Origin of the sequence: Pedobacter nutrimenti (genome assembly GCF_032678445.1) — a bacterium.
GTDB classification, from domain to species: Bacteria; Bacteroidota; Bacteroidia; order Sphingobacteriales; family Sphingobacteriaceae; genus Pedobacter; species Pedobacter nutrimenti_A.
Genome location: NZ_JAVTSQ010000001.1, coordinates 302,696 through 328,482 on the forward strand (window position 1 = coordinate 302,696; position 25,787 = coordinate 328,482).

At 42.3% G+C, this 25,787-nt stretch carries 20 protein-coding genes; 8 read left to right on the forward strand and 12 right to left on the reverse strand.

Going from position 1 to position 25,787, the window contains the following annotated elements; translation table 11 throughout:
* The first annotated feature begins 143 nt into the window (after nucleotides 1-143).
* The 5 genes from R2S08_RS01330 to R2S08_RS01350 all read left to right on the forward strand — a co-directional run bounded on the left by R2S08_RS01330 (nucleotide 144) and on the right by R2S08_RS01350 (nucleotide 6,814).
* Entirely contained in the window at nucleotides 144-887 is a 744-nt protein-coding gene (locus R2S08_RS01330; protein ID WP_316833512.1) for a LytTR family DNA-binding domain-containing protein, read from the forward strand.
* Complete coding sequence (locus R2S08_RS01335; protein WP_316833513.1) at nucleotides 884-2,800, forward strand: sensor histidine kinase; 1,917 nt, start codon at nucleotides 884-886, stop codon at nucleotides 2,798-2,800. Before R2S08_RS01330 ends, R2S08_RS01335 begins: the two co-directional genes overlap by 4 nt.
* 129 nt (nucleotides 2,801-2,929) lie before the next feature.
* Nucleotides 2,930-3,292 carry a hypothetical protein gene (locus R2S08_RS01340; RefSeq protein ID WP_316833514.1) on the forward strand — a complete coding sequence of 121 codons (363 nt, stop codon included), beginning with the start codon at nucleotides 2,930-2,932 and terminating at the stop codon, nucleotides 3,290-3,292.
* 62 nt (nucleotides 3,293-3,354) lie between these two features.
* A complete protein-coding gene (locus tag R2S08_RS01345) occupies nucleotides 3,355-4,149 on the forward strand; it encodes a GLPGLI family protein (RefSeq protein ID WP_316833515.1) in 795 nt (264 codons plus the stop codon).
* Nucleotides 4,139-6,814, forward strand: a complete 2,676-nt coding sequence (locus R2S08_RS01350; protein WP_316833516.1) for a hypothetical protein — start codon at nucleotides 4,139-4,141, stop codon at nucleotides 6,812-6,814. Before R2S08_RS01345 ends, R2S08_RS01350 begins: the two co-directional genes overlap by 11 nt.
* Nucleotide 6,815: 1 nt before the next feature.
* On the opposite strand, the gene R2S08_RS01355 is transcribed toward R2S08_RS01350, so the two are convergent.
* Nucleotides 6,816-7,742, reverse strand: a complete 927-nt coding sequence (locus tag R2S08_RS01355; RefSeq protein ID WP_316833517.1) for a Dyp-type peroxidase — start codon at nucleotides 7,740-7,742, stop codon at nucleotides 6,816-6,818.
* A gap of 195 nt (nucleotides 7,743-7,937) precedes the next feature.
* Between R2S08_RS01355 and R2S08_RS01360 the strand changes: the two genes are divergently transcribed.
* On the forward strand, nucleotides 7,938-10,085 hold the full coding sequence (locus R2S08_RS01360) for an alpha-N-acetylglucosaminidase (RefSeq protein ID WP_316833518.1): 2,148 nt from the start codon (nucleotides 7,938-7,940) through the stop codon (nucleotides 10,083-10,085).
* On the opposite strand, the gene R2S08_RS01365 is transcribed toward R2S08_RS01360, so the two are convergent.
* The 9 genes from R2S08_RS01365 to R2S08_RS01405 form a co-directional block, all read right to left on the reverse strand.
* Nucleotides 10,027-10,569, reverse strand: coding sequence for a LacI family DNA-binding transcriptional regulator (locus R2S08_RS01365; protein ID WP_316833519.1), 543 nt, complete (start codon nucleotides 10,567-10,569; stop codon nucleotides 10,027-10,029). The two genes, R2S08_RS01360 and R2S08_RS01365, sit on opposite strands and share 59 nt — an antisense overlap.
* On the reverse strand, nucleotides 10,539-11,984 hold the full coding sequence (locus R2S08_RS01370; protein ID WP_316833520.1) for a right-handed parallel beta-helix repeat-containing protein: 1,446 nt from the start codon (nucleotides 11,982-11,984) through the stop codon (nucleotides 10,539-10,541). The genes R2S08_RS01365 and R2S08_RS01370 overlap by 31 nt, the downstream gene beginning before the upstream one ends.
* A gap of 36 nt (nucleotides 11,985-12,020) precedes the next feature.
* Nucleotides 12,021-13,349, reverse strand: a complete 1,329-nt coding sequence (locus tag R2S08_RS01375) for an IPT/TIG domain-containing protein (protein ID WP_316833521.1) — start codon at nucleotides 13,347-13,349, stop codon at nucleotides 12,021-12,023.
* A gap of 35 nt (nucleotides 13,350-13,384) precedes the next feature.
* Entirely contained in the window at nucleotides 13,385-15,211 is a 1,827-nt protein-coding gene (locus R2S08_RS01380) for a RagB/SusD family nutrient uptake outer membrane protein (RefSeq protein WP_316833522.1), read from the reverse strand.
* Nucleotides 15,212-15,252: 41 nt separating this feature from the next.
* On the reverse strand, nucleotides 15,253-18,687 hold the full coding sequence (locus R2S08_RS01385) for a TonB-dependent receptor (protein WP_316833523.1): 3,435 nt from the start codon (nucleotides 18,685-18,687) through the stop codon (nucleotides 15,253-15,255).
* A gap of 148 nt (nucleotides 18,688-18,835) precedes the next feature.
* The gene (locus R2S08_RS01390) at nucleotides 18,836-19,969 is read right to left on the reverse strand and encodes a FecR family protein (RefSeq protein WP_316833524.1); all 1,134 of its coding nucleotides are present in this window, start codon (nucleotides 19,967-19,969) and stop codon (nucleotides 18,836-18,838) included.
* An 86-nt stretch (nucleotides 19,970-20,055) separates the two neighbouring features.
* Nucleotides 20,056-20,619, reverse strand: coding sequence for an RNA polymerase sigma-70 factor (locus R2S08_RS01395; RefSeq protein ID WP_316833525.1), 564 nt, complete (start codon nucleotides 20,617-20,619; stop codon nucleotides 20,056-20,058).
* Nucleotides 20,620-21,017: 398 nt separating this feature from the next.
* Nucleotides 21,018-21,725, reverse strand: coding sequence for a Crp/Fnr family transcriptional regulator (locus tag R2S08_RS01400; protein WP_316833526.1), 708 nt, complete (start codon nucleotides 21,723-21,725; stop codon nucleotides 21,018-21,020).
* A gap of 46 nt (nucleotides 21,726-21,771) precedes the next feature.
* Nucleotides 21,772-22,368, reverse strand: coding sequence for a methyltransferase domain-containing protein (locus R2S08_RS01405; RefSeq protein WP_316833527.1), 597 nt, complete (start codon nucleotides 22,366-22,368; stop codon nucleotides 21,772-21,774).
* Nucleotides 22,369-22,510: 142 nt separating this feature from the next.
* On the opposite strand from R2S08_RS01405, the gene R2S08_RS01410 reads away from it, so the two are divergent.
* Nucleotides 22,511-22,888 (forward strand): YybH family protein, encoded by a 378-nt coding sequence (locus tag R2S08_RS01410; RefSeq protein ID WP_316833528.1) that lies wholly within the window; start codon nucleotides 22,511-22,513, stop codon nucleotides 22,886-22,888.
* 78 nt (nucleotides 22,889-22,966) lie between these two features.
* A complete protein-coding gene (locus R2S08_RS01415; RefSeq protein ID WP_316833529.1) occupies nucleotides 22,967-23,680 on the forward strand; it encodes a 2OG-Fe(II) oxygenase in 714 nt (237 codons plus the stop codon).
* Between the two features lie 202 nt (nucleotides 23,681-23,882).
* Here R2S08_RS01415 and R2S08_RS01420 read toward each other — a convergent pair whose 3' ends face one another.
* Complete coding sequence (locus R2S08_RS01420) at nucleotides 23,883-24,689, reverse strand: phytanoyl-CoA dioxygenase family protein (RefSeq protein ID WP_316833530.1); 807 nt, start codon at nucleotides 24,687-24,689, stop codon at nucleotides 23,883-23,885.
* A gap of 254 nt (nucleotides 24,690-24,943) precedes the next feature.
* Nucleotides 24,944-25,723, reverse strand: coding sequence for an SDR family oxidoreductase (locus tag R2S08_RS01425; protein WP_316833531.1), 780 nt, complete (start codon nucleotides 25,721-25,723; stop codon nucleotides 24,944-24,946).
* Nucleotides 25,724-25,787 lie beyond the last annotated feature (64 nt).

Genomic DNA, 25,787 nt, shown 5'->3' on the forward strand with positions numbered 1-25,787 from the left:
ACCTATTTAGGTTATACAATCGGTTTGTAATTATGATTTTACGAAAACGTTTGTTTCGTTTTATAAATGAATGGTAGCGAATTGTAAATAAATGGGATTTCGTAACCTATAATTATTATTTTACGGGGCACAAATAGTTAAATATGATAACTGTAGCGATTATAGAGGATGAACCTGCGATCCGTAAGGAAATAAGCTATCTGATACAACAGGAAGCCAATACAGAACTTGTTGGTTGGAGTGACAGTGTGCGGACTGCTGTAAAGCTGATTGAAGAAAAACAGCCTGATGTCATACTGATGGATATACAGCTTAGGGATGGAACTGCTTTTGACCTCCTTAAAATGCTGTCTCCTATTCCGCAAAATATCATATTTATTACTGCATATAACCATTTCGCGATCAAGGCCATTAAGTATGGTGCATTGGATTACCTGCTGAAACCGGTTGATCAAACCGAATTGAAAGAAGCACTGGAGCGCTACAGGCGCCGCACGGATAACAATCCGCAATGGATGCAGCAATTATCGATGGCACAGGATTCTATCAGCACAGCAGAGCTGCCGGAAAGCATTGCACTTAACTCCGTTCATAATGTGCGTATAGTATCCGTAAACGATATTATCTATTGCAAAGGCGATGGTCCCTATACTTTTTTCTTTCTGAATGATGGTACAAAGCAACTGATTTCCAAGCCGCTTAAATATTATGAAGAATTGTTGCCCGCACCACATTTTCTGCGAACGCATCAATCTTATTTGGTCAATCGCCGGTTCGTTTCGGGCATTAACCGTTCTGAATATATTGTGCTTAAAAATAAGGAGGAAATCCCAATTTCTACGCGACGGAGAAATGCTGTATTAACCCAACTTTTTCCTGAAAAATGAAACAAATATTGCGTATCTCGCTTTTCGGATTGATGATTTCATGGACGTTGGCTTGTCATAAAAAGCCGCTTGCGTCCCTTCAAAATAATTTGATTACAGAGAAAATAAAAAAACTGGAAAAGGTGGCTGTCTCTCCGGCAAATGGTGATTCAGTGGTTAGGGAATGGCGGAAATTCGACGAAAATCCACTTGTGAAAAAGGATGCTGTACTTTCAGCAAATGTTAAATATAATTTGGCCCGGCTATACGGTATGCGCGGGCAGGATTCGGCTCGTTTTTTTGTGGAAAAAGCTTTAGATCTTATAGAACCAACAGGAAATCAGAAGTATAAGGCGCTTATATACAATGGGGTGGGTAATGTACGAAGCATGGAGGCAAAGCTAAGGGAGGCGAGCTATTATTATAATAAAGCAGCAGCGATTGTGTTATCTGATGCTACAGCTGACCTGTCTCCCGAAGCCAGATCTGCTATACTGCTTTCGGCTGCGCAGAGCAACCGGTCTTTCTTTCAATATCATCTGGCTGAAAAAATGAACCGCGCTGCATTGCGATTGACCGACTCTCTGCCCCAAGGTCATATCAACCGGCAGCGTGTGCTGGTACAGACGATCCAGCTCCTGAACCTGCAACAAAAGCCAGCAGACAGTATAGCTCCTTATCTGCGGCGATTAGAGGTGCTTCAGGCTCGACATCCTGATCAATATGATATCAGCTACCTGTACGAATCGAAGATGAAATACTTTGAGGCAGAAAAACGAAATGATTCGCTGTTACACTATCAGTTGTTGAAAACAGAAGTAGATGAGGCTACTTATGATACCAGAGCCTCTTCGGTTAATATCAACAATTTACTTGTTGACTATTGTAATGTGGCCACCATCTATGTCGCATTCAAGCAACCCGTAAAGACGGCTCAATTCATCTATAAAGCGAAAAGGTTGAAGGAGCATCATCCAAATCTGATTCTGGATGATGATGAAGTCGTATATCAGAAAAGTTTGGCTGATTTATACCGTTTACAAGGTAGAAACAAGGAAGCAACAGAGGTGCTGAAGAATGTAGTCAAATTACAGGAAAACCTTTATCAGGCTGCACACACGCAAGCTCTTGCTGAAATGAATGCACTTTATCAATTGCAGGTTAAGGACCGTTCTATCCACACTTTAAATGAGAGCATTAAGATCAATCAACTTCAATTGCAGCAAAATCGCTTGTGGCTTGTTGTTGCGGTATTAAGCGTTGTTCTCTTGGGTGTTACGCTATTATTTCTATATTATAATTTTCGACAGCGCAGGGCGAGACAGGAAAAAGAAAAAGTATTGTTGCATCAACAATTGTTGCGGACACAGATGGAACCTCATTTCATATTCAATACTTTATCTGCAGTGCAGAGTTTTGTCCGTCTGGATAAAAAAGATAAAGCCATTAAATATCTCAACAGGTTTAGCCGTTTGCTCCGCAACAGCCTGGAGCTAAGCCGGGAAAGTCTGGTCCCCCTGGATGACGAAATTGATGCGCTGGAAAACTACCTCTGTTTACAGCAAATGCGTTTTGAAGAAGCTTTTACCTATCACATCCTGCAGCCAGAGGGAGAGGATCCAGGTGCAGTCATGTTGCCTCCTATGTTGATACAGCCTTATGTGGAAAATGCGATTCTGCACGGCATAGAACTGGATTCGGGCAATGGTAATATTGATGTTTGCTTTGATCTTGAAAAAGATGTGCTGCAGGTAACAATTACCGATACCGGGAATGCTCAGGGCCACCAATCAGATACAACGCACCGTTCGTTGTCGGGTACCATCAGCCGGGAGCGAATGGATTTACTGGGTAAAAAAGCAGGCGTATCTATAACCCGTGGTACAGATGGCGGTACAATTGTAATCCTGCAGATTCCAATAGTGTATGGATAGTTTTGCGAATTGTAAATGGCAATTGCGAATCATAAATGACTTGATAATTTAAGTAGGATGACTTTTATTTTTACACTGAATTAACGCATACGACAAACGTATGCAGTGGTTTAATAAAAATAAATAACTATGAAAAAATTATTAATGAGTTTGGTAGCCGTGGCATTTATGTCATCTGCGGTGTTTGCAAAGACTGGTGAAGTAAAACCAGCAGAGAAAACAGTTGAAAAAACAAAGGTCTACACAGCTGTTGCTGGTAAGTCCAATGTTAAAATAGTCGGAGAGGCTAAAGAGATCAAGAAGGGGAACTTCAAGACATTATGCAGATTGACTATGAGTATCTACAACACGAGCGGTCAGCTGATTGACACTCAGGTTTTAACGTATACGTGTTATGGAGCCACCGACATGTTCTACAGTAATTGTGGTGAATACTTTAGCGCCACAATACAAAATTATCAAAATTATTACGGAAATCCGAACCATAATTAAGTCGCACCTATGAACAACAACAAAGTGAACCGGAAGGTTCACTTTGTTGGTTTTTAAGATCCATGAAACAGTATTTACTATTTTGTTTGCTGCTGTGTGCTTCGTGGAGCGTACACGCACAAAAATTACATGCGGTATATGAATATATACCTTCTGCTGTGGCGACCTTCCGGGAGCATGTCTATTTCGGAGACGGTATTAAAATGGCTGTCCGGGATTCAGTGCCGGTTGCAGTGGATAAGGGAGAAGGTAAAAGTGAGGATGGCGAAATGTTTTCCAGTTTTTCTTTGGTACTCCATACCGATAAAAATTACAGGAACATTGTTGTTCAGAAAAACAACGAAAACGATCTTTTAGAAATCCGGTCGATTCAGGGAAAGAATTATCAGGTGACCGATAAGTTTCCCCAATTGCAGTGGAATACTGACTACAGCAGCACGGATACCATAGGCAAATACATCTGTCATAAAGCGACGGCCAGTTATCGTGGTACCAAGCTTATTGCGTATTATACCAATGATATTCCGGTGCCGGCAGGCCCTTACAAATTCGGCGGACTGCCGGGTCTGATTGTGATGTTGTATAATGAAAGTGCAAACCCGAACTATTGGACACTCAAAGAAGTCTCCTATCCGTATGAGGGAAGCATTCCTGTAGATCAAGGATATATCTATTCCTTGCCAAAATTGTCCTTACAGAGCTATATCAAGAAAAATGATGCATTGGTAGAGGAACAAATGCGTATTATGGAAAGTAAAATGCCGGCGATGGAAGGTGTGACGATTGAAAGGAAAAAGGTGAGGGGTACGGTGGAGCAGGTCTATGAATGGGAAGAAAAAAGTCTGCGTGAAAAGTAGATTTTGGTGCTGTGGATGGGTATTACTTTGCTTGTGGTTTGTTGCCTTTCCTGCCCGGGCACAGGTATCGATCGACGGAAAAGTGACTTCGGGGGGCCGCCCTGTTGGTGGTGTTCGGGTAGACCTTCATCGGGATAGCATCTCTGGTCTTTTGGCGTATACATTTACAGATGGCGAAGGAAAGTACCATGTACAAACTACCTATGCCGGCAAAATGAACTTGTATTTTAAGGCACTGAGCTATGAGCCCGTACTCAAAGAGATTAAACCGGGGCAGTCAAATAGGACTGTGGATGTAGAGCTCAGTACTGGAGGTGTGGAGCGTTTACAGGAAGTTGTGATCCATTCGAAGCGGCCATACAGGCTGGGCAAGGATACTATCGAACTGAATGTACAATCGTTTCTGCAAGGTGACGAACGGACTGTGGAGGATTTGCTGAAGAAGATTCCTGGATTAAATATCGGTACCGACGGGAGTATTAAAGTTGGTGATAAAGAGGTGGAAAAGGTAATGATAGAGGGCGATGACTTTTTTGAGAAGGGTTATCGGCTGCTCACACAAAATATGTCTGTCCAGCCCTTGGAAAAGATACAGGTCTTGCAGCGTTATTCTAATAATAAGCATCTGAAAGGGATTGAAAATTCAAATAAGGTAGCCCTGAACTTGCAATTGAAAGAAGACAGCAAAAGTCAATGGCTGGGTTCTGTATCTGTTTCAGGTACGCCGATAGCACCGGCATTCTACTACGGCAGCGTCAACCTGATGAATTTTGGAAAAAAAAACAAGTATTATCTGTTAGGCACCGCCAATAACAACGGCGTGGATGCCGTAAGCAGCATCAACCATCTGCTGTATCCTGGCAAATCTGATGAACCTGGACAGATCGGTCTGGGCGTGGTTACGCCTACGATTATCGATTATACACCTGATCTCCCAGGTTTTGATTATAAAAGAACAAATTTCAATCGCGACAGGCTGTTGTCATTCAATACCATATTAAACCCGACCAAGCAGCTTAAGATTAAGTGGCTGGGCTTTGCGAACCCTACAAAAAAATCGTTCTATCAGAATATATTGCAGGAATATCATATTAAGGATATTCAGTTTACCAATACAGAGGTTTATGAATTTAACAAACGCATTGACAATTATTTTTCGAGATTGGAATTGCAGTATGAAATCAATAACCGGTCAACGCTCATCTACACCGGAAATCTGGGGTCACTTGGCAGGCACGATACTGGAAACCTGTTGTTCAATGGAGACAGCGCAACAGAGTTGACCTCCACCCAGGGCTATGTAACCAATCACAGCCTTACACATACCTACAAGTTGTCAGACCGGGAAGCCCTAGTGAGTTCTGCCCGCTGGATCATGCAGCGATCTCCCCTGGATTACAGCATTGACCAATACTATTATGAAGATCTGTTCCAGGTCGGCGGCATTTCGGATGTACATCAGCATGTCGAGAATAATCTGCAGTACCTGGGGGTCACCTCACACTATGTACGCAGGCAAAAAGGGGGTGATTTTATGGAGATTGCTTTTGCAAACGAATATAAGAACCAAGAGCTGGTGACGGATTTCGTTTTGCAGGGAGGTAATGGCAACCAGATTCGCCCTTCCGGCTTTTCAAACCAGGTGAGGCTCCTTGCCAATCAGTCCCGTCTCCTGGCTAAATACACCTTGAAGCGTAAAAAATGGGAATGGACACCGCAATTGAATGCAGGGTTTATACATAGTGACCTGCAAACGCAGGGACTGGCTCGGGACCGAAATAACTGGTTGATTTCTTCGCGGTTATCTGCAAAATGGGAGCCGTATCGAAAGGGAAAGCTGGAGACAGAACTTTCGTTTCAGCAGACCAATACCGAACTGATGGATGTCATTCCCGGCTACTATAATACCGGCCTTCGGAATTTTGCAAAGGGGCTGGACGATATGGCCACTTTGAGCAGTTCGGGAGCAATACTGACCTATACGCATGGCAATATGCTGGATAAATTTTTTGCCAGTTTATCGATAGGCTATAAAACGCTGTTCGATTATATGAGTAATCAAAGCATGCTAAATGCAAACTATAACCTGGCTCAACAAGTGCTGTTAAAGAATAAAAAAGTGGCCTTTTATAAAGCACAGTTCAACTACTATATACAGCCGCTGAAAGGGAATTGTAAATTGGATATAGGTGCTGATCTCTCTGATTACGAAGCAGGTATAGCGGGAGTGGGAAACCGAAAGATACAATCTGGATCGTATGATTATGGCTTATCCTTCAGGAGTGTTTGGAAAGGGAAATTAAACATACACACTGGAACCCGTATGCAGTTCACCTCTTTTAACAGCGAGACCAAGAGCCGGCTGAAGAATACCTACAGTTTTCTGAATCTATTCGTCAATGTTGCTGATGGTATCCAGGCCAATCTGAAGAATGAGGCCTATCATTTTGGCGACTTTTTTGCTACTTCAAAAACGTATTATTTTTCAGATTTTTCGCTGTCATATGATGTGAAAAAAATTAAGACCAGATTTGAGGTGACCGCAAAAAATCTTTTCAATAACCGTCAGTTTAAGAATGCAGTGATTACAGATACCTACCAGGCTGTAACCGAATATCGTCTGTTACCGCGCTATATCGCATTGGGGGTTGATTATAGTTTCTAGGTCAATCAGATGAAAGTTCATCCAGCATGTTAAATGTGGGTACAAAAAACAAGCTACCTGTTTTGGGGGTGCTGAAATCTAAAATTCTATCATAATTTCCTGCCGGAGAACCAATAAACATATTGTTCAGCATTTTCTCTACAGTGCTGAACGTACTTGCATAGGCTATAAAGTAGGTCCCCATTTCATTTGTAGAGATGTTACCAAAGGACATATTGTCACGTACGATTTTAAAGTCATCACCCACATTAGCCAAGGCGATGTGGGCATTTGCAGGCTTAACATCGTCTGGCATTTCTACATCATTAGATTTGTATCTTCCAATTACTTTTTCCTGCTGCTCTGTAGAAAGCGTCTTCCAGTCGGATAAATTATGGATGTATTTTTGTACGAAAAGATAACTTCCTCCTTTATAAGCCGCATCATCGTCTCCGATCATACTGAAGAATTCCCGGTCTTGCCCCTGTGGGTTTTCGGTGCCATCTACAAAGCCTAAAATGGAACGGCTGTCCCAGTATCTGAAACCATGGATTTCTTCTACACTGGTGGCTACTGGTTCTAAAATATTGGTAATGGCCGCTGCCATATCGTAACAGATGCTGGTGTTATCGGCCCTTATATGGAAGTGTAAATCTCCTTTGGAAGAAACGGCTGTATGTTTTTCGCCAGTAATGGGTGCAAAATTTGCCAATTCCTTAGGTAAGGGGGTTGGAAGATTGAGCTGATGCCAGGCGTTATAACCAATTCCCATTACACAACTGGCTCTGGAAACCGGGAAGCGAACGTTAACCGAATTGTTCAGGTTGATCACGAGTTTACAAAGCTGGTTAAACACAGACCTAACCGCTGAATTATCTTTAAAATTCCATACCATAAATATGGTGTTGTTATTGGTGTAGTCTGTTACATTCTGAGAATCCTGTTTCATCTGCGTATAATTTGTGAGGTGGCACGAAAGTAAGAAAAATTGCACATGTTAATTGAAAATTACACAATCGATTGTGCCATCCCATGCAACCGATTGTGTAGTTTTTACAGCTACGAACACCCGGTTGCAGGGAATATTTTATTCCAGGTTTTAATTAGATTCGGGTCATTAGAAATTGAAAATCAACCTTAAATTATGCGAAAATTTACCTGTCTGCTCTTGTTCTTAATTCCATTAGATCTTTTAGCCCAGCAATTTAAACCTGTACAAGACCTGATTAAAAGGAGAGCCCCCTGGTTAGAAAATCAAGTTGTTTTCAAATCATTGAAAAGCGGGGAGAAGGATATAGCTGAATTACAGAGCCAGGGAAACAAACTGGTGATTACAGCTTCAGGTCCTAATGCGGCCGCAGTAGGATTGAATTGGTATTTAAAGTACTATTGCCATCGTTCCATGTCGCATATGGGAGATAATCTTGCTCCGGTGACTTCGATTCCAATGGTAAAAGAACTTGTACGCATAGAGGCACCGGCCAAATACCGCTACGCTTTGAATTATTGCACCTATAATTATACCATGAGTTTTTACGACTGGAAAGACTGGGAACATGAACTGGACTGGATGGCTTTAAATGGTGTAAACTTAATGCTTACCGTAAATGGAATGGAAGCGGTGTGGCAAAGTACATTGAAACAAATTGGGTATTCTGATCAGGAAATTAACGATTTTTTAGTAGGTCCTGCCTATACCGCATGGTGGTTAATGGGGAATATACAGGGTTGGGGTGGACCAATGCCTCAGAGTCAGATCGATGGCCGGAAAATGTTGCAGCAACGAATGATGGAACGGATGAAAGAACTCGGGATAGAGCCGGTGTTGCAAGGTTTCTATGGAATGGTGCCGAGCTCTTTAAAAGACAAGACCAAAGCGCCGATTATTGACCAGAAAACATGGGGTGCATTTAAACGCCCGGATATTTTAATTCCTGGTCATACTGACTTTTCCAGGATAGCGGGGATATACTATAAGGAATTAAAAAAAGCTTATGGCAAAAACATCCGCTTTTTTGCTGGAGATCCTTTTCATGAGGGAGGAATTACAGATGGTATAGATTTAAAGGAGGCAGGTAGGTCTATTCAAACAGAAATGCTAAGGAGTTTTCCCGGATCTACCTGGGTATTACAGGGCTGGCAGGATAATCCTAAACAGAAAATGCTGGAGGGACTTGATAAATCCCATGTGCTGGTGCAGGAATTGTTTGGTGAGTTCACCAATAATTGGGAAAAAAGAAATGGTTATGATTCGACACCATTTATTTGGTGTGTAGTAAATAATTTTGGAGAAAGACCTGGTTTGTACGGTAAATTACAGCGTTTCGCAGATGAAGTTGACCGGATAGGTAAAAGCCCGTATAAAGATTTATTTAAAGGGGTAGGCATTATGCCTGAAGGACTCAATAACAATCCGCCTGTATATGATCTGATGTTGGAACTGGGCTGGAGAAAGGATCATGTTGATGTTAAAAAATGGGTGACGGATTATACCAAATATCGGTACGGAAGTACAAACAAAGATATTGATGTGGCCTGGCAGGGATTCCTGGAAACGATATATCAAAGCCTTCCTGGCTACCAGGAGGGGGCAAGTGAGTCTGTGTTTTGTATCCGCCCGGCGCTGGATTCCAAACCTGCCTCCCGTTGGGGCACCCGGGAAAGAAACTATGACAGTGCAAAGTTTAAAGAAGCGGTTCTGGAGTTTGCTAAAGCAGCACCTGAATTTAGACATTCGGATACTTATCAGATCGATCTGATTAATATGTTAAGGCAAGTGTTGGCAAATGATGGTGAGGTGGTTTTTCAGGCTATGGGAAAAGCCTACCAGGAAAAGAATACGGATGAGTTTACCAGGCTTTCCGGTCAATTTCTGGATATGATCCGTTTAACAGATGATCTGCTGTCCAGCCATCCTTATTATCAGTTAAATACTTATAAGGCCCAGGCCTTGAGTTTGGGGAAAACCAAGGAAGAGAAAGCGCTTAATATCAAGAATGCCATGATGCTGATTACCTATTGGGGAGAAAACATCAGGACTGAGGATAACCTGCATGAGTATGCTTACAAAGAATGGGGAGGCTTGATCAAGGACTTTTATCTGGTAAGGTGGGAAATGTATATAGATTATTTACTAGATAACCTGCGGGGTAAAAACACGCAGGCTCCCGACTTCTTTATGTGGGAGCGTGCGTGGGTAGAGCAGAACCTGGAGGTTAAGCCCGAAAGTCAGGTTAAGCCTTTAGATCAGATAACTGCGGAAATTCTAACATTGAAAACAGGTGTTCAATAGCCTGATCGGATTGATTTTCTGCAATATCCCTGTTGTCTAAAGTGACAACAGGGATATTGTATCTTCTGAGCTGTTCAAACTGCTCTATATCTATGGTGGATTCGGTCACTGCAATCAGGATGCCGTCAACCCTAAGGTTCTTCATGTTTTCTAAGATCTGTTTTTCCCGGTCTGGTTCTTGAAAAGACTGACCGAAAATTACATTATAATTCTTATTATGAGCGCAACACTCTATTTTACGTAAGATTGAACAATAAGAATTTTCTGCGATATCCGGTAAAACAACACCTATAGTAAAGGTTTTTCCCTGCTTAAGGAACACTGCATTTTGGTTGGGGTGGTAGTTTAATTCTTTAGCTACTTTGTTGACCCGCATGGTGGTCACCAGACCGATACTTGGATGTCCCCGAAGCGCTCTGGATACTGTTGACGGATCGATCTTAAGTCGTTTCGCTATATCTTTGATTGTGGGTATCTTTTCCATTTTCTGCTTAAATTTGAGTAAAACTTAGGGCTCACTATTTTTAGGGTGGAATTGGCATCCTGACCGCTGGTTTTTTTCCAGATCTGAAAATCGGTAATCGGGTTGCCATTGGTGCTGTTCCAGATCCATTGAGGCTGTATTGTGGTAAAATAGCTGTTGTGATCAATGGTATTATGACTTCCGGTTAGGGTGTATTTATGGACCAGCACGTCCTTAGGTCCTGCATATACGCTGTTGTTCTTAATTACATTGCTGTCGCAATGCTCCGTTAGTCTGAGTTCTCCTTCAATTTCTCCAAATGCCCCTGGAACACGATTATTCTGAAATAAGGTATTGTTCAAAATGCTACAGTTTTTTGTGCCGGCGATGGTGTAGTTTAAATAATCTCCCATATAAATGCCTGCCCTATAGCAGTTATAGACCAGGTTGTTTCTTACTGTAGTGGTTCTTGTTGGATAGATATTGCTTTCACTGACCAGTCCAATACCTCTGTCGCTTTCGTAAACGATGTTTCTTTCAATAATGGTATTCGCTCCGCCACAAACGTAAATGGAAATGGCACCGAATCTATCCGCGCCCCATGTCTCGGGTGTTTTGGTCATTGTGTTGTGATGGAAAATGTTGTCGCTGATTACACCGTTGCGGGCATAATTGGTTTTAACCAATCCATGGGGGTTTAAACCATCGCCTCCGGCTACTATAACACCGATATTCTCGGTGTCATAGACCTTATTATGACTAAAGATAAAGCCATCAATATTTCCAGCCAGAGTTACGTTTTCACTTGTTCCGGTTTGTGTATCGTGTATGGTACAGCCTGTGATTAACAGGTTAGAGATTGGTGTGTTGTCACTTCCAATAACCAATATGGCGTGGCCGCTTCGTCCTTGTGCAAGTGTAGCCGTACTTTTGATATTGTAAATATGGCAGTTTTTGATCGAAATGTGCTGCGCATTCCCATTGATCGTGATGCCTTGGGGGTCTGTATTCATACCGGAACTGCTGAGGTTGCAAATGTCGAATCCCTCCATAGATACATAGCTTACATTACTTACAGTAACCATGGCCATCCATCCGGAAACCACAGTTTTGCTGCCGTCAATGATGGGCTTTTCTCCTGGGTAGTTTTTTAGACTGATGTATTTACCAGGATGGCCTGATTTTGGAAACTTCACCTCTTGATGGTAGGTGCCTCCTCTAACGACTACCTGATCGCCAGGCGCAGCGTGGCTTAGTGCCCTATTGATGGTTTGAAAAGGGGCGGTGATGCTTCCAGTGTTGGCATCGGAGCCCTTAACTGATACATAATATTTATGGGGCTTTTCTTTTGTTTGAAATAATGTCGCAAAAGTACTCGTAGTACAAAAGAAGGTTTGTACTACGAGTACCAGGCTTAAAAAAGCGGATGGTCTCATGTTTTAATTGAAATTTGGTGTATGTAGGGCTTTGAATTATTCGGAAACGATCTTCCTGATCCTGTTGTTGTTCTTATCCAAGACATACACAGTTCCGTTTTTATCTACTGCAACTCCAGTTGGGGCGCTGAAGGATGCCTGTCCGCCCACTCCGTCTGAAAAACCAGCGTTGCTGCTTCCGGCAAATGTGCTCACTTCATAAGTGCCGGCCTGAATATAGCGGATGCTTTGGTCGGGATTGGTCGTGCTTCCACCACCTGTCCCGTTGCCGGCCACATATATGTTATTATTGCTGTCTATTGCGATTCCCCATGGAAAGGAGAATAATGCGGATGTGGCTGCTCCATTTACATAACCTGCATTTCCCGATTGGCCTGCAACGATACTGCTTTGCCAGGTACCGGCAGTGAATTTTTTGATGACCTGATCGCCATGCAGGGACACAAATAGATTGCCTGTATTGTCAAATTTAATACCCGCAGGGTAATTGAGCCCAGAGATGATCGCCTTACTATTACCTTGGGCATTGATCTGATAAATGTTGCCGGGACTGGAACAACTTGCGTAGTAAACATTGCCGCTTGTTTTATCAAAAGCAACACTCCAGGGTTCCTGGCTTCCAAAGCCCAATGTGGTGGCCTGTCCATCTGGTGTGATCATTCTAATATCCCAATTGCCCGGATCTACACAATACAGATTTCCATGGGTATCAATAGCGAGGTCATATGGCAGAGAGAAATTTGCAGCAGTACCTTTACCATCGGCGTAACCCGAGAGGTTGGGATTGCCGGCTAAAGTACTGACGTTCCCTGCCGAATCAATTTTTCGGATGCAGTGGTTGCCAGGATCGGCGACATAGACATTGAGGTTGTCGTCTACTACGATACCAGCGCTCCTGTACCAGTTCTGGCCGCCAAGGTTAAATGAGGCATCTGTTCCCTTGCCATTGGCGAAGCCTGGGTTGCCAGAGCCTGCCAGGGTAGTTACCGTTTTGGTAGATTCGTAATTGAAAATGGCCTGGCTGGATCCTTCTCCGTTTTCTATTTTTACTTTTATTGGACCTGTCTTTGATCTTTTAGGTACAACTGCCATAATCTGCGTTGCATTAGCGCCTATTACTTTAAGTGGCCGGTCGTTCAATGTAACAGAGACTTTTGACAGATCGGAAGAAAAGTTACTTCCCGTAATGAGTATTTCAGTTCCGCCTCCACCTTTTTTCGGAATGAAATCTGAAACAGTGATGGGTGAGGAAGGGTTGAAAGTGCTGTCCTTGTCTTTTTTACAACCTGCAAAAAAGAGCTGCAGGCCAATGGCGAAGTATACCAGATGAATACATTCTGCCTTTATATTGATGAATTGTTTCATGGATTGCTTTGTTAAATACATATTGATGTTTGATTTTACCAACCTGGATTCTGTACAAGTGCTCTGTCTCTGTCCATCTGGTATTGAGAGATTGGAAAGAGATACATCTTGTTGTTCCATGCTCTTTTTTGAAAAAGGGTGCGGTTGTAAAACCGGGTAAAAGCAAAACCCTGTCCACCATCATCTTCATTGACATTCATGCCATAGATGGTTTGGTTTTCCGTGGCCCCCAGCATCAGCCTTCTGACAAGCGTAAAGTACCTGTCGCCCTCAAAGCAAAGCTCCACCTGTCTTTCCTTCAGGATGTATTTTCTCATCAGGTCCTTATTTCCAACCGCCAAAGGGTATACGGTCTCTATGCCCGGGAGCCCTGCCCTTGATCTGACCAGGTTCAGCGTCCTTACAATATCTGCGTTGGAGGGGTCATATTCATTTAAAGCTTCGGCATAGTTCAGGAGTATTTCAGCATAACGGATAAGGATAAAGGGCCTGTAATTGGTCGCATCCTGTCTGATGTTATCGGCAGGGCCTACATTTTTCAGAAAATCATAACCGGTAATGTTATTGGTGATCCCGGATGCTTTGGCACCTGCTTTGCCTGTATAGTAGAATTCTATGCGACCTGTACCATCAACATTGCCTGTTGAAGAGAAAAAGTTTTTATCATCGACAGTAGGGGCGGGCAATACCGGGCGGGCATTATACTGTACGTAAGCATAAAAACGTGGTTCACGATTGGCATACATGTTCCATTGGCCTTTTTTATGCGCCCAGTAATGTGCTCCGTCGGTTCCTGCAAATCCTGTTTCATTATATTGGGACTGAGGATCATCAATACTGCGGCCGTTGTCCATATAAAAGGCGTCAACTACGTTTTGGGTGGCATTGTACAAGTTGATACCTCCGGGGTTGGGTGAGGAGGCCTTAACGTAACCCCAATAGTTCCATGAATTTCTGGAGAACAGGATTTCGCTGTTCCAGTTGGTCAAAAACAAATCGCGTACAGATAGGTAAGGGTCAAACTGGGTACCACCGTTATCCAGATTAGTGAATAATTTATAGGCATTAAGGTCGATCACTGCTTTTGCAGCATCTGCAGCGATTTTCCATTTATTGGCGTCATAGCTTGCAGGGGCCAAAGCAGTTCCGTCCTGATTTTTAAATGAAGCGAAGGCCGGGTTTCCGTTCCATAACGGGCTGGCAGCCCATAAGGCCAGCTGTGATTTAACGGCAAGGCAGGAGCCTTTGGATGGTCGGCCATAATTACTGGATGCAGACCAGCTGGTGGGTAGAACCGCAGCTGCTTCATCCATCAACTGATTAATATAGTTTTTACAGTCGTCAAATGTAGCCCTTGGATAGGTATTGAAATCTGCATCCAGCGCCAATGGGCCGGTAAGTTTTACAACCGGTCCATATTGTTTGATCAGCTGCCAGTAAAACCATCCTCTCAGGAATTTGGATTCTGCTTTATACTGCGCTTTTAAGGCAGAACTCAACTGCGATTCCGGAACTTTGTCTACATTGGCCTCAAAAATAAAGGAGGACCGGATACCCTTATAATAATTGTCCCAGTGGTCATAATGGGCATTTACCGGACTCCAGTCTCCGGCGGCCATCCGTCTTGCGCTGGTGCTTGGTATGGATATAGAAGCTTCGTCGCTGGTACCCTGGTGTGGATAGTCGATTTCCAGTATGGCACCATAGATATTGTATAAATAGGATTCGGCATTGGCCCTGTTGCTCCACAGGATATCCGAGGTGAGCAAGTTATCCGGTTTTTCATCCAGATGTTTACAGGAAGACAAAATGCTTGTCAATAAGCATGATCCTACTGCGATGATGAATATATATTTTTTCATTGCTTTATTTTTTAATGCTTGTAATTGATCAATATGTCTGGTTAAAACGATACTTTCAGTCCCAGTGCAAATGTTCTTAATGGCGGATATCCTGCGGCATTCGCACCCAATTCCGGATCCCATAATTTAAATTTGGAGAAGGTGAGCAGGTTCTGACCTGTCAAATAAAAGTATACCGACTTAATACCTGATTTTGTTAGAAATGCATCTGAAAATCTATATCCCAAAGTGGCCTGTTTCAGGCGGACAAAACTGGCATCTTTTGACCACCAGGTACTTGGCTGGTAGTTATTGCTGTTTTGATTGGCAATGCCCAGTCTCGGATAATCTACATTCTGGCTTGGGTTTTCAGTAGTCCACCTGTTTTCCAGGTTGGCCAGCATTCCGGAAGGGTAGAGACCCATTCCTGTAAAAGGAACGATACCCGCACCCTGTGCCCCGTCGCCAGTTACCGCAGATCCATTAGCCATAAAGGTTGCGCCGGAAATGCCCTGGAAGAAAAGGGAAAGATCTATGCCTTTGTAGCCTACAGTAAAACCTGCACCATATAGAATGGTAGGAACATCAGATTTACCCGTAAATATCCTGTCAAAGCTGTCTACCACACCATCGCCGTTCACGTCTTTATATTTAATATCTCCCGGTTTTAATATCGCACCAAACTGACCCGGGCTTTTGGAAATCTGGTCTTGTGAGGTAAATAAGCCTTCCGCAACATACATCAGGTTGTCACCATATTTACGCCCGGTTGCCTGTTGATAGGCATAGAGCTGCTTAGGTTCATCCTGCTGCATAATTTTATTGTTGTTATAGGTGAAATTCCCATATAAGCGAAGAGATACATTGCCCAGGGTTTCATTATATTCTATATTGGCATCTACACCATGATTGTTCATTTCACCTAAATTGGCAAATACAGTACCCGTGGTACCCAAAATGCCTGAAAGGGAACTGCGTGAAATTAGTATGCTCTTTCTTTTTTCCCTGTAAAGGTCTATGGTCAGGCTTAATTTGTTCAATAAACCGATTTCTATACCCAGGTCGTCTTTAGTGGCTTTTTCCCAGGTAAGGTTTTCGACACCGATCACACTTTCCGTAACGCCGTTGAAAATGGTGCCATTGTATCCAAGGCCTATAGAGCTACCAGGACCATACTGGTTCATGTAAGGGAACCTGTTCAGACCGAGATTTCTACCGATCTGATCATTTCCCACCAGACCGTGGGACCCCCTGATTTTGAGTAAGTTTACCGTGGAGGATAATTTTTTGAAAAATGGCTCTTTGGAAATTACCCAGCCTGCTGAGAAGGAAGGGAAAAAACCAAATCTTTTGCCAGGCTCGAAGTTCTCGGAACCAGTGTATCCCGCATCAAATTCGGCTATGTACCGATCGGCATAGGAATAGGTAATCCTGCCAGCCATACCCTGATTTTTGAAGGGAATAGAAGAAATCACATCGCCAGCTGAGCTCACGATTCTTGAACGCATATTGTATAAAAGCAAGCCGCCGAAATGATGATTGCCAAAGTTGCGGTCATAATTGATATTGGTTTCCAGGTACATGGTTTTTTCTGCCTGTGCAGATTGGGAATAGCCTAAAAACTGATCTCCGATCCGGGACTGGTTCAAGACCAGGTTTCCATCTGCATCTCTTCCGCTGGCCATATACAGACTGTTTTTTCCGAACCTTCGGTTGTCGTTTTCACTGTAGGAGTCAAAAGAGAACCTGGCCATGGCGCTTAGACCATTTGTAATGCGGTCCAGTTTTTGGTTGATGGAGAAAATGGACTGTATGGTTGGTCTGAACTCTGTTGCATAGCCGGTGTTCTGGATCTCATTGAGCGGATTGGAGCCTACATTGTTATAAGGCCCAGCCCAGGATCCATCGGGATATTGTACAGGAAAAGCGATAGGTGGGGTCAAATACGCATTATACCAGATTTTGCTGGCAGAAAGGCCTGGGTACCTGCTGCTCACCAGCATCGCGTCCAGGTTCATGGACAGGAGCGTGGTGGGGCTCAGATCAATGTCAAGATTGGTCCTGAAATCATATCTTTTGAAGTTAACATTTGGGTTATAGTCGTTTTGTTTGGTTACTTTATAGTTGCCGTCCTGGTCATAAAAGGAAGCAGAAACATAATATCTTACGGTCTTGGCTCCCCCGCTCACATTTAAATTGCTGTTGAAACCAGGAGCCCAGTCTTTATAAGTCGCTTTGAGCCAGTTGACATTCGGATACAGATAAGGGTCCAGGCCACTGGCTGTCTTTTGGATCAATTCTTCAGAATATACCGGCTGGTTGCCATCATTAACAGTTGCTTCGTTGTACAACCGCATCCAGGAAACCCCGTCGAGCATTTTTGGCATTTTAGTAAGGCCTGACATCGAAACTTCAGTTTTAACAGAAATCTGCGGCTTGCCGGCAACCCCTCTTTTTGTCGTAATGATCAATACACCATTGGCTCCTCTGGCACCATAAACTGCAGTAGCCGACGCGTCTTTTAGCAAGGAGATGCTTTGTATGTCCTCCGGGTCAATATTATTATAGGAGCCTCCAAATGAACTGTTTACATCATCCCGTTGTACGCCGTCAATAATGATCAATGGTTCTGAGTTGCCTGTGAATGTGCCAATACCCCGAATGGTAAAGGAGGCATTGTCGTAACCCGGTTCCCCACTTCTCTGCATAGAGATAACCCCGGCAACCTTACCTGCCAATGCATTGGAGAGCGATCGGTTAGGTGTTTGCATATCAGCCATATTAATGGTGCTTACAGAACCGGTAATGGTTACCTTCTTTTGTTTACCATAGCCAACCACGACAACCTCATCAAGTGCTTTATCCTCATCTGTGAGGGCAATATTGAGTGCCGTTTCATCTTTTACGGTTATTTCCCTGGTTACAAAGCCTACCATTTGGATCATCAGGATATCATTTGGATCGGCCTGGATTTTAAAATTCCCATTGTAATCTGTAGAGGTCGCTTTTTTTGTGCCTTTGATGATTACGGTTGCTCCCGGAATCGGATTACCTTTTAAGTCTGTTACTTTGCCGCGGATGTCCAGGGCTGAGAAAATGTCAATCAGTTTGTCTACGGCCTTATCCAGGATTGACGTTTCTTTTGGTTTGATCATAATGGTTTTTCCATCTATGATATAGGTTAAGGGCAGGTTGTTCAAAACTTTTTTAAGTGTGACTTCCAGTTCCTCGTTGTTCACGGAAATAGTGATCGGTTTGACTCCATTGAGTATCTTTTGGTCAAATAGAAAGTTGTATCCACTTTGATTATGGATCTTTTCCAATGCACCCTTTAATGATACTTTACGTTCATTAAGTGTAATGCGCTGCCCAAAGGTAGCGGCACTGACCTGCATTAAAGTGAATAGGAGCACGATGGTGGTTAGGCGCATAATCATCCATATTTTACGGATATAACGGCCTGTTATACCCGGTTTACTGGCATAAAATCTATACATTTTGCTATATTTGGTTGCGCAGTGGCCTCTCAGCTCTAATTGTTAGGCAACTGCATGTTTCGGTTAATATGATTTGTTTATTAACGATGCCAATAATTATCGGGGGTGTTTGCAGCACCCCTGGTGATTTGGCATTCCAGGGAAGTAGTTATTCTGTCACAATTATCCTCCTTTCTTTTATTTCGAAATGAACATTGCCAACGGTTTCTATCCATTTCAGTACTTCCGAGAGGTTGCTTTTTCTTGAAACTAATCCTTCAAGGATGAGGTTTGAGTTGGCGTTTGACTCGTAAACTACCTCAATATTATACCACCTCGAGATCTTACGCATAGCAGATTGCAGGTCTTCTCCATCGAATATGAAATTTTCATTTTTCCAGCCTATGGCTTCATTTGTGTTGACCTGCCTTATATTTATCAAGCCCGCAGCATTAAGGGATGCTTGCTGGCTAGGTTTTAGCACAAGAGGTTTCCTGACTTGCTTGTTTTTTAAACTCTGGACCTGCATACTTCCTTCTACCAGTGTTGTTTTCGTAAAGGGTTCGTCAGAATAACTGTTAATGTTAAAGGCTGTTCCAAGGTCCTCTGCTATTTGCGTTGGTGTATGCACCCGGAAGGGCTGTTTAGCATCGTATTTAACTTCGAAATAAGCCTCTCCGCTAAGCTCGACGAGACGTTCTTTAAGCCTTGAGAAAGTAGAAGGGAATTTTAGAGAAGAGGCGGCATTTAACCATACCCGGGTTCCGTCTGATAAGGTGATTTGGTACTGGCCACCTTTGGGGGTTGATACTATTAACGGCTCTGGTTGTTCAGTTCCTTTTTGAGCTGGAATAATATTGGTGCCATCATTATAGGTGAGCCCTGAATTTCCAATCACAATACCGCCTTTGAGGCTGTTTAAGTCGAGTTTTTGGCCATTTGCTAAGATTACAATTGCCTTATTACTTCCTGGTTTGACATCATGAAGCGCTAAATTATAGGCAGACTTCTTTTTGATCTGTATCTGTATATAGAAATATAGACCGGTACTTAAGATTAGGAGCAGGGAAGCGGCTACCAAAAAAGCTTGTTTTAGTTTTTTATGTTTGATTTCCGGCTGAAGGGTTGTCGTCATCTCTTTGATGGAGAGGAGATCCTCATGCAATTCTTCTGCCGTCAGAGCTATTGGGATATTTTGATTCCATTGGGCATACCAGCTTTCTAAAAAAGCAATTTCTGTAGCTGTGCAGGTGCCTTTATGGTATTTTTGTAAAAGTTGGTCTATTTCTTCTTGTTGCATCATATTAGCGGGGGAAGGAGCGTACCTTCCGCATTCAAAGACTAAAGACGAAGCAGACCAGCCTTGGGGGTAAAGGAAATAAAAAAAAATTAAAGGGATAGAAGCAGTAAGGATCCAAATTTAATGCGAAGTACCTTTAAGGCATTGTTTATTGTGCTTTTTACAGTTTGTTCAGAAAGGTCTAGTTCCTTCGCAATTTCCTGGTGACTAAGGAATTTCTTTCTGCTTAATTCAAAAATCTGTCGGGTGCGTTCCGGAAGGTTTGCTATTTCCTGATCTATAAGTGCTGTAAGCTGGTTTTGTCTAACCAGGTGGTCTGTGGTAACCAGCCCGGTTTCGGCGAAATGCTGGATGGATTGTGTATAGGAAATTTTTAATTTCTGTTTGGCAAGGAGGTCGAATATTTTATTTCGAACTGAGGTATACAGGTAGCCAGAAAGCGTTGTTTTAAAGTTAATTTCCCTGCGTTTAATCCATAAGGCCGTAAACAATTCGTGAACAATATCTTTGCATTCTTCCCTGGATTGAAGTCTTTTGAAAGCATGAATGTATAAAGCCGCATGGTAGCGATTGTAAATTTCAGTATAAGCCAGCCTGTCATCAGACTTAAGCAAATCTGTTAGTTCGCGATCATTATGGCTTTTATATGGCATTTTTGTTTGAGTATACTAACCTACATAAATATTAATTCTCTCCAAAATAAAAAGATCTTAAGAGTAGGAAGTTGGGAGGTGAATTGTTAAAAAAATTGTTCGGAAAATTCTGTACAGCTGCTTCAAGACTAACGATATCAGGCGGCTGAAGAAGCCGCAGATCTCTGAGGTCTTTCCGCAGCGTACGAGAATTTTCCTTAGCAAATTGCAGAGGAGGGAGGTGACCGGGTATGGAGCAGAAATAAATTATTTTAATTCTTTTCTTTCTCCACTTAATCCAGTCTGCACCCAGAAAAATATGTTTTTATGATCGAACATCAGGGCCTGAAGCTCTTCGCGGAAGGTCCAGAGAGATCAGAAAACATATTTTTAAACAAAACAATCAGGTATCGGCAATCTTATTTGTAATTGCTGCGGTTAACCAGTTTAACAATATCATTGACCCATATCTTGCGGCCTTCAGTCCGGATAATTTGTTCGTTTTTAAATTCTTTCAGTAAACGGATCACATTTTCTTTAGCAATACCAGCCATATTTGCCAGGTCTGCTCTGGAGAGGTTGATGCTGGGTTCTTCGCCGGCAGGTGTTCCTGTTTTTGATTTTTCGCGGATTAGAATAAGAGATAGAGCAAGTCTTTCAGCTGCGGTGCCCTGGCTGGAAATGGAGAGGTTATTGGTCAATACACTGTATTCATGGCTGAGGGCTTTAAGCAGGCGCCTCGCAAATGTGGTGGATCGCTGCAATATATCAAGAAAGTCTTCTTTTGGGATAAAAGTGATTAAACTCTCTTCCAGAGCGGCGGCTGAATCCGGGTAACGCTCTTCCGCAAGAATAGCATGATAGCCAATCAACTCATTTTTATTGGCTACGTAAATAATCTGCTCTCTGCTGGCCGGCCCGGTTTTGTATTTTTTGACTTTACCTTGGTGGATGAAATAGATACCTGAAGGTACCATGCCTTCTTTGAAAAGGATTTCACCTTTCTTGTATTTTTGCGCACCTTGTTTGGTGATCAGGGACTGATATTCTGCTTCCGTAAGGGCGTTAACCACTGCTTGGGTGCTGAAGTTCCATTTCTCTATGGGGAAAATTCCTGATAAGCTCATAAGGCAAAGATACTTTTATAGGGATGCTTTTTAAAAAAGTACTTGCCTAATGTTTAATTAAAAGTTTTAGTTTTTGGTTAAAATCGCTGTCTGTAAGCCGATAGGAAGCGGGGATTTCGTTCTCATCAACATGGTAGGTAACCAGCCGGGTCCCTATCGGTTTTTCTTCGAGTATCTTATATAAATAGTTCGCATAATAGTTGTATAGGCTTGGAGAGTATTGTATGCTGTTGTCAATTCTTCCGTTACTAGATAGGTTTTCGGCAAAAGAATTGAAAAAATAGATGCCATCATAGTCTTTCAGATTGATTTCGGTGAAATCTCCATGAGTAAAATGGACGTTATTTAATCCTGATCGTATTTTCAGCCGCTTAGAAGTTTGATAGAGATTTTTACGCTGTTCTATCCCATAGAATTCGGCATGAGGACAATAATGTGCAGCTGCGATACAGAATTTACCAGCTCCACTGCCGATGTCAATAACTTTGCTCCCAGGCTGTGGAGCAAGAAAGATTGCTGCTGTTTTGATGATTTTTAGTGGACTCCAGTGTATTTTAGACAGTTTTTGTATTCTCGGCGAAAATTGTTGGTCGAATGCTTCGTCGTCTTGGTAAGGTGTTGAGTTCAGGGAGTTGATCTTCATTTATTATCTTATTTGAAGAGTGTTTTCTTTCAACGAAATTAGGTGGTTTTATAGGTAAATGTTGTGGTAGAAGATCAGTTCAAAAGCTGATAAATATCATGTTTTGCCCTTTGGTGTCGACTGTTATTTATATTTGGTGTTTATGACTATAATTAAAAAAGAAGAAGATTTGATCAGACAATACCGGTTGGATTCTAATGCCTGTATTGCAAAAAGAGATGTTGATGGTGTTTCTAAGTACTGGATGGCTGATTTTGTCCAGGTGGCTGGCGATGGCAGTCATACCATAGGTAAAGCCCTTATTGCCGCCGATTGGAAATATATGTTTTCTCAAAGCAGTCCTGTATTTGAACGTTTGCCCGATGAAATTGTAATTGGAGAAGCGGGAGATTTGGCCTGGGAGAAGGGGAAGTGGGTTTATAAGAATGATAAGTACTGGGGAAACTATTCTGCAATGTGGCGAAAGGTTAAAGGCAAATGGCTTACGCAGTGTGAGTTGTATGTGTCGTTGAATAAGTAGTATAACAGGGTCAACTGCGCAAGATCCGGGTTTTTAAGCCGATACTGTGAGGTTAATTTTGTGTCTTCAATATTTGATATGATGATACAAAATTTAGATGAACGCCTGGAAGAAAAAGACTGGAAAACCATTTCCGGAGAATTGCACAACAAAGGTTTTGCACAAGTGAAAAATGTGCTTCTTAAAGAGGAGTGCAAACAATTAATAGAAAACTATAATTTGGCGGGTGCTTACCGTAAGACCATTACGATGGAACGGTATCGTTTTGGAATTGGAGAGTATAAGTATTTTCAGTATCCTTTGCCTCCTTTAATTACTCGAATACGGGAGACAGTATATGCTAAAATTGCCCCTGTGGCCAATGCCTGGATGGAAGAATTAAATATCAATCAACAGTTTCCGCTCTCACATGAGGAGATGAGAAAGCGTTGTGCGGATCACGGGCAAACAAAACCCACCGTTTTAATTCTAAAATACGGAGCGGGAGGATTTAATACCTTACATCAGGATTTGTATGGAGAGATCTATTTTCCAATACAATTGGTGTTGTTTTTAAATAGTACCGAGGATTATACAGGCGGCGAGTTTGTTTTAACGGAACAAACTCCAAGGGCACAGTCTAAAGCAAATGTACTTCGTCCAGATCTTGGCGATATGTTGTTGTTTACAACAAATTTCAGGCCGGTTAAAGGTACAAAAGGCTATTACAGGGTAAATATGAAACATGGTGTAAGTCCATTGCACAGCGGTGAGCGGCACAGTCTTGGAATTATTTTTCATGATGCGCTTTAACAAGAAAGGGATGTCGCATCCACGCACATCCCTTTTCTAACCAAATATAAACTGTATGAACGAGTTTCTCTTTTTATGCTTTTTTTACGAGCATCCATTTATGTCTTATCCTTGTTAATCTGGCAGAACAAAATAATTGTAAGTTATTCAGCTTTCCGGATCTGGATAAATAGGTAATTAACAAGGCAATGATCATAAGCAATTATTTTACCAATCCTGCAAAGCGTTGATAAAACGCGGTTGGACTGTTTTCAGTTTTAGGTTCATATTTACCGGCTATAATTGGCAGGTAAATCACTCTTCTCCGGCTTGATTCCCCGGTGATGGATGATTGTGCCACCCGATGCCATAAGCGTCCGTCATGCACAGTTAAATCTCCTGCAGAAGGTGCAATGGCCAGTTCATTGGCATCTGCATGGTTATCCAGAAAATATTTTTTTCTGAAAAGCAGGTTGTACAAACTTTGCTTATGTGTTCCTGGCAAAATTCTTAGCCCACCATTTTCAGGGCTTAAGGTATTCAGATGAATCCCGATATTTAACATGGGGTTTAGTTTTAAACCCTGAAAAATGTCGCGTAAGCCATCAGTATGCCAACCCATTTGAGTAAACTTACTTTCCTCGCTATTTACATAGTGATTGAGTACCATGCCATCCTTTTCTTCCGTTCCCAGCCTTGCACCCGGGGCAATAAGGTTTAACAAAACTTCCAGCCGCGGATCTTGCGCCAGTTCAGCAAACAGGGGATGCTGTTGGTTTAGGAAGGCAAAACGCTGTACGATTGGAGATCCATTGAGGTCTTTGCCGTATTTTACCGGAATACCATTAACCTTAACTTTATTGATTTTTATCCATTCCGACTGGACTTGCTCAGATGCCCGGATCACATCCTGAATGGTCTCTGTTTTTATAAAGTTTTTGAAGTGGATAAAGCCATTTTCATTGAAGAAGTCTTGTTGTTCAGTGGTGATTTTATCACCTAAAGTGAATTGTACATACTGGTGGTTCATGGTTAAAAGGGTTTGGGTTTAGAAAAAGACAGGATGGGCCAGCCGCTGGTCAGGCCGGTTAGAAGATATTAATCAGGAAAGAACAAAGATTAACAACAACAGCAACAACCGGCCCCTTTGAGAAGGGACATTCGCATGGTACATGCAGCGTGGTTGTGGTTGATTTGATTCATTGAAATAAAGTCTACTTTATTAGTAGACTTTACAAAAGTATAAAATTATTTGACATAAAGAATTTATTTGAAAATAAATTTTTATTCCTTGTATAAACCGGCTGCAACTTTCTCTATCAGTGATTTAGGAAGGTGACTGGCACCAAAAGCAGAAATCCAATTGATGAAGCCTGGTATAATTTCTGCTTTTTTGTTAAACATTCCTTTTAAGCCTGCTTTGGCAACGGTTTCGGGTGACATGTTAAATTTATCTGCCAGGTCTGCAAAGGCGTCCAGGCCTGCCCGGCTGGCGAAACCTGTACTGGTAGGCCCAGGGCAAAGGCAGCTCACAGAAACTGTAGAATATTTTAGTTCATAACGTAATGCGCGGCTAAAAGATAAGATGAAGGATTTTGTTGCTGAATAAACAGCTAAACGCGGAACAGCCTGATAGGCTGCAGTACTGGCTATGTTTAATACGAAAGCTTGTTCCTGAAGCTTAAGCAACGGCAATAAGAGATGCGTTAACTCTACAACTGTATTGATATTGAGCTGAAGCATATTCAACTGCTCTGTTATAGAAAGACTTTCAAATGAACCAAACAAACCATAGCCTGCATTATTAACCAGAATAGAAGGGGCAACAGATTGTTGCTGAATCCATTTGAACACTTCGCCAGAAGCTGAAGATAAGGAAAGATCCAGAGACAGATAAGAAACTTTAATCTGGTGATCATTTTTAATTTGTGCAGAAAGAAGGGAAAGTTCATCTTCTGATCTGGCCACTAATAAAAGGTGATAACCAGCTCTGGCAAGTTCCAGCGCCATTTCTTTTCCAATTCCCTTACTTGCACCGGTAATTAAAGCATATTTATCCATCATTTCGTTTTATGGCGAAATATAATGTTTAATTTCCATACTGATTTTGAAACAGCAGAAGAGCAAT

Bases quoted from the DNA above. Each gene is read 5' to 3' on its own strand.
- R2S08_RS01330 (WP_316833512.1), top strand. From the start codon at position 144: ATGATAACTGTAGCGATTATAGAGGATGAACCTGCGATCCGTAAGGAA.
- R2S08_RS01335 (WP_316833513.1), top strand. From the start codon at position 884: ATGAAACAAATATTGCGTATCTCGCTTTTCGGATTGATGATTTCATGG.
- R2S08_RS01340 (WP_316833514.1), top strand. From the start codon at position 2,930: ATGAAAAAATTATTAATGAGTTTGGTAGCCGTGGCATTTATGTCATCT.
- R2S08_RS01345 (WP_316833515.1), top strand. From the start codon at position 3,355: ATGAAACAGTATTTACTATTTTGTTTGCTGCTGTGTGCTTCGTGGAGC.
- R2S08_RS01355 (WP_316833517.1), bottom strand. From the start codon at position 7,742: ATGAAACAGGATTCTCAGAATGTAACAGACTACACCAATAACAACACC.
- R2S08_RS01360 (WP_316833518.1), top strand. From the start codon at position 7,938: ATGCGAAAATTTACCTGTCTGCTCTTGTTCTTAATTCCATTAGATCTT.
- R2S08_RS01365 (WP_316833519.1), bottom strand. From the start codon at position 10,569: ATGGAAAAGATACCCACAATCAAAGATATAGCGAAACGACTTAAGATC.
- R2S08_RS01370 (WP_316833520.1), bottom strand. From the start codon at position 11,984: ATGAGACCATCCGCTTTTTTAAGCCTGGTACTCGTAGTACAAACCTTC.
- R2S08_RS01375 (WP_316833521.1), bottom strand. From the start codon at position 13,349: ATGAAACAATTCATCAATATAAAGGCAGAATGTATTCATCTGGTATAC.
- R2S08_RS01380 (WP_316833522.1), bottom strand. From the start codon at position 15,211: ATGAAAAAATATATATTCATCATCGCAGTAGGATCATGCTTATTGACA.
- R2S08_RS01385 (WP_316833523.1), bottom strand. From the start codon at position 18,687: ATGTATAGATTTTATGCCAGTAAACCGGGTATAACAGGCCGTTATATC.
- R2S08_RS01390 (WP_316833524.1), bottom strand. From the start codon at position 19,969: ATGATGCAACAAGAAGAAATAGACCAACTTTTACAAAAATACCATAAA.
- R2S08_RS01395 (WP_316833525.1), bottom strand. From the start codon at position 20,619: ATGCCATATAAAAGCCATAATGATCGCGAACTAACAGATTTGCTTAAG.
- R2S08_RS01400 (WP_316833526.1), bottom strand. From the start codon at position 21,725: ATGAGCTTATCAGGAATTTTCCCCATAGAGAAATGGAACTTCAGCACC.
- R2S08_RS01405 (WP_316833527.1), bottom strand. From the start codon at position 22,368: ATGAAGATCAACTCCCTGAACTCAACACCTTACCAAGACGACGAAGCA.
- R2S08_RS01410 (WP_316833528.1), top strand. From the start codon at position 22,511: ATGACTATAATTAAAAAAGAAGAAGATTTGATCAGACAATACCGGTTG.
- R2S08_RS01415 (WP_316833529.1), top strand. From the start codon at position 22,967: ATGATGATACAAAATTTAGATGAACGCCTGGAAGAAAAAGACTGGAAA.
- R2S08_RS01420 (WP_316833530.1), bottom strand. From the start codon at position 24,689: ATGAACCACCAGTATGTACAATTCACTTTAGGTGATAAAATCACCACT.
- R2S08_RS01425 (WP_316833531.1), bottom strand. From the start codon at position 25,723: ATGATGGATAAATATGCTTTAATTACCGGTGCAAGTAAGGGAATTGGA.